At 39.9% G+C, this 3,628-nt stretch carries 3 protein-coding genes; all 3 read left to right on the forward strand.

Going from position 1 to position 3,628, the window contains the following annotated elements; genetic code table 11:
• On the forward strand, positions 1-2,000 hold a 2,000-nt coding region (locus ACEW8O_RS17065; protein WP_373495836.1), incomplete at its 5' end, for a hypothetical protein.
• A gap of 18 nt (positions 2,001-2,018) precedes the next feature.
• On the forward strand, positions 2,019-2,798 hold the full coding sequence (locus tag ACEW8O_RS17070) for an SLATT domain-containing protein (protein WP_373495837.1): 780 nt from the start codon (positions 2,019-2,021) through the stop codon (positions 2,796-2,798).
• A 309-nt stretch (positions 2,799-3,107) separates the two neighbouring features.
• The coding region (locus ACEW8O_RS17075; protein ID WP_373495838.1) for a hypothetical protein at positions 3,108-3,628 on the forward strand (521 nt) is incomplete at its 3' end.

Genomic DNA, 3,628 nt, shown 5'->3' on the forward strand with positions numbered 1-3,628 from the left:
ATGACATTCAGGTGTTCCCGAAATGCAAGCTGTCCGGCAGCATTCAGGATATCGGTTTGGATATCAATAGGGAAAAGGGAATCAGGGCGACTATGTATCGAAAGCATTCCAACCAAAGAATGATCAATGAAGTAGTTAAGGAGGATTTAGCAGCATTTCCGACAACCTTTGTTTTTAAGGATCTGGAAAAAATGCAGCAACAAGATGCCTTGGCGTACAGCGTGGAAGGGGAACTGAAGGCAAGTGTCAGTATCTCCTGGTCAAATATCCTGTCCAAAAGCATTGGTTCGTTGCCTTCCTTATTCAGCAAGGAACTGACCATAGACCTGGATATTTCCCCGAAAGTCACCGCAAATTTTGACCTCAGCATCAGGGACCATTTTTCTTACATACTCAAAAAAGAATTGGATGGCTCGTTTTCAGTTTTGGTTTGCAAAATCAAAAACTCCTCCCTCTCAGGCGGCATTGGGGCCTCCATCGGTATCAAACTCAGCAATTCAGAATTGATGGAAAAACAGTTGGATGAAATCCTGGAAAAAGCCTGCCTTTCTTTGACTGACAAAACTCCTAAGTTCATCTCAAAAGCATTGGAGACCATCCAATCCGGTAATGCCACGGAATCCGAAAGAGAAATTGCAGAAAAACTTGCTGAGCTTTTTGGTTTGGAGGATTGGACCGATAGTGTTGACCTTTTACAAGAAAAGTGGGATGGTTTTCAGAGAAAGTTCAAGGAGGGTATCACTGAATCTGCCGAAAAGGGGGCTTTGTTGAGTTTTACTTATGAATTCAGCAGAGTCAAAGAAGGGAAGGAACTGCTCAAAGCACATTTTCCCAGTGCTTCGACATTGGAAAAGTATCATGGGGATTTTCTGAAATTTGACCTGAAACCTTTCTTGGGAGATTTCACTGCCAATAAATGCCCTGAGATCACCATTCAGTCTTATTTCAATCAGACCAGGATAGTCAGCGAAAGTGCTTGGGGATTTGGTCTGAAGGTTTGGGGAAAGGATATATTGCAGGGAAGGGATTTCCGTAAAAAGGAAATACTTACCAGGTTGGATATTCGCCAGCATCAGCAGGTCACCTTTTCCGCTGTCAGGGGATACAAATGGTCATTGGGTAGAGATGGGGGGAATTGGCTGTCTCAATTTGATGCCTTCATGCCCTCATTTTCTCTGGCATTGGAACCCACCTTTGGGGAGTTCGAACTCGGATGGACATTCAAGTTTTTTGAGGAAAACATAAAGATCAAATCAAGGGAAGATTTAAGGGCATTGTTGGATTCCGGTGCCAATTGGGGCTGTATACTTCCGAAGGACTTAGACACCTTTACAGACCGGCTGTTCCCTACCCTATCCAAACAAAAAATAGCGGTACAGAAACAAGTCTATTACCCGGATGAGGTATTGAAGGGTGCATTTCAGCAAATCCACCACCATGGCTTCAATGGACCTGTACAAAACCTGATGGCCAGGGCTTTGGCTTCTTCCCTCAAATATCAGGAGGGATTTGGTTTAAGAAAAGACCCTTTGACCAGGGAAAAATCCTATGCACCGATATGGAATCATTTTCTTTCTCACCCTAAAACCAAAACTTCCGACCTGGCATTTATCACTTCCAGGCATTTAGAAAAGCAACAGGGTGCCGGTAACCTGCCGAAATTTGAAAAGTCCGCGGGAAGAAACCACCAAAGCATTTGGCTGGCAGATGTGGTCTTTCTCCATCCCAATTTATATCCTGATTTGATGGCATGCCTATCAGGAATGCAGGAGTTAGGGGAATCCATGCTGATTGCAAAACCCTTCCCCAAAAACTTTGACCGCAGCTATGCCAAGATCGAATGCTTTTTGGGACAATCATTCTACCAGGAGGTTCTGGCCAATTTCCTTCACCGCATCGCAAAACAAAATCCCCTATCCGCCGAATCAGTTGAAAAAGTCTTTACCATTGCCTATGGTGCCGGGGAGGAAGAAAAGACGGTTCATTTGGGGGTTGTTTAACTTTTAAAGACAATTCAAATGGAACCAATAGCAGAAACCTACACCATGGTAATCCAACAGGCAAACAATGCCTCAACCTGGTATAAAGAAAACATCAGAGACAAACGTAGATACTCAAGAGGAATCAGGATGATATCCATAATCCTCTTTGGTTTAGGTGGTATTATCCCTTTGATCAACGCCCTTATATTAGAAAACCAAGGGAAATATACAATCCTGAATTTAGGTTATATTTCAATTGCCCTTGCAGGTACCTTGTTGCTACTTGATAAATTCTTTGGATTTTCATCAGGTTGGATACGTTACATCACCACAGAAATGGAAATCACCAAAAAAACCAAAGAGTTTGAACTAAGGTGGAAAATTGAAACTTATGGCAAAAACCTGGCTGAACTTCCAGAGGAGGAGGCAAAAGAACTATTGAGAATGCTAGCAGATTTTGTTCTGATGGTGGAAGAAATCGTCAAAGAAGAAACCAGTTCTTGGGCTATGGAATTTCAGAACAATATGGCCGAGCTTCAAAAATCCATCAATAACAAAGTGGAAACATCCATGCCTGGAAATATTAAGGTAAACCTAAACAATATCAAAGATTACAAAAAACTGAAAATCAAACTTGACAACCATGGAAGTATTGATGTCAGAAGAAAAATCTACTTTTTTCAAAGGGTTAATCCCGGATACCACATGATTACTATCTCCGGCGAATCTACCACAGGCCAACTAGTCGAATCCGCAGAAGTTGTTTTGGTTGAAGCGGGAAAATTGTCAGAGTTAACGGTGAATTTGGAGAGTTAGATCAAAATGAAATGATTTAATGGGAAATATTGTGGCAAAATTTATAAAATCTCTTTTTATCAAATATTTCACTCCTCCTCAAATTCCCATTCACTTCTTTTCTCCCTAATCGACACTATTTTTTTTAGATTTCTTTCATTAAATTGTAAGGAAAACTTAAGCCAATTCTTTTTTTTCTCCAAGACCCTAGTCCTATTCAATTCATTATATATAAAGTGGTTTGTTCTATAGCCAAAGTATCAATGAATTTATAGGCAGGGAACAATTGCACTAACTGTATTACCAAATTGAGTTTTAATTAAATTTTTAATGGATAAAGAAACCATTTCCCGTATCGTTAAGCGAATTGCTGAGGGCAAATGCCTTGTTATTTTGGGACCTGAACTATTATATGAAAATGGTGAGAGTGTCAATAGTAAGCTTGAAAAATTCCTTCACACCACACAAGGTAACCATGTAAAGTTCTATCAAGACGATGAGATGTTTAAGTTTGACAGCTCCCTTCCAATGGTTGTAATTGAAGATGATATTCAGGATTTTTATGATCAATTGGAAGCCAATGAACTCTACAAAAAAATTGCGGATATCCCCTTCACCACCATCATCAACACTGCTCCGGACAAAACCCTTAACAAAGTATTTGAAGCAAAAAACATCCCCTTTGATTATGATTTTTATCTCAAAAAAGAAGCTCAAAAGGAATACGAAAGAACGAACAAAACGCTGATCTATAATATTTTTGGAGATTACACAGAGATCAATTCCCTAATTCTAACTTTTGACGATCTATTTGACTACCTTTTTAGTATTTCAGGAGAATTTAAGCTTAA

Source organism: Aquiflexum sp. (assembly GCF_041749095.1).
GTDB lineage: Bacteria > Bacteroidota > Bacteroidia > Cytophagales > Cyclobacteriaceae > Aquiflexum.

What these genes read in the sequence shown, in the direction of transcription:
- ACEW8O_RS17070 (WP_373495837.1), top strand. Translation starts at nt 2,019, where the DNA reads ATGGAACCAATAGCAGAAACCTACACCATGGTAATCCAACAGGCAAAC.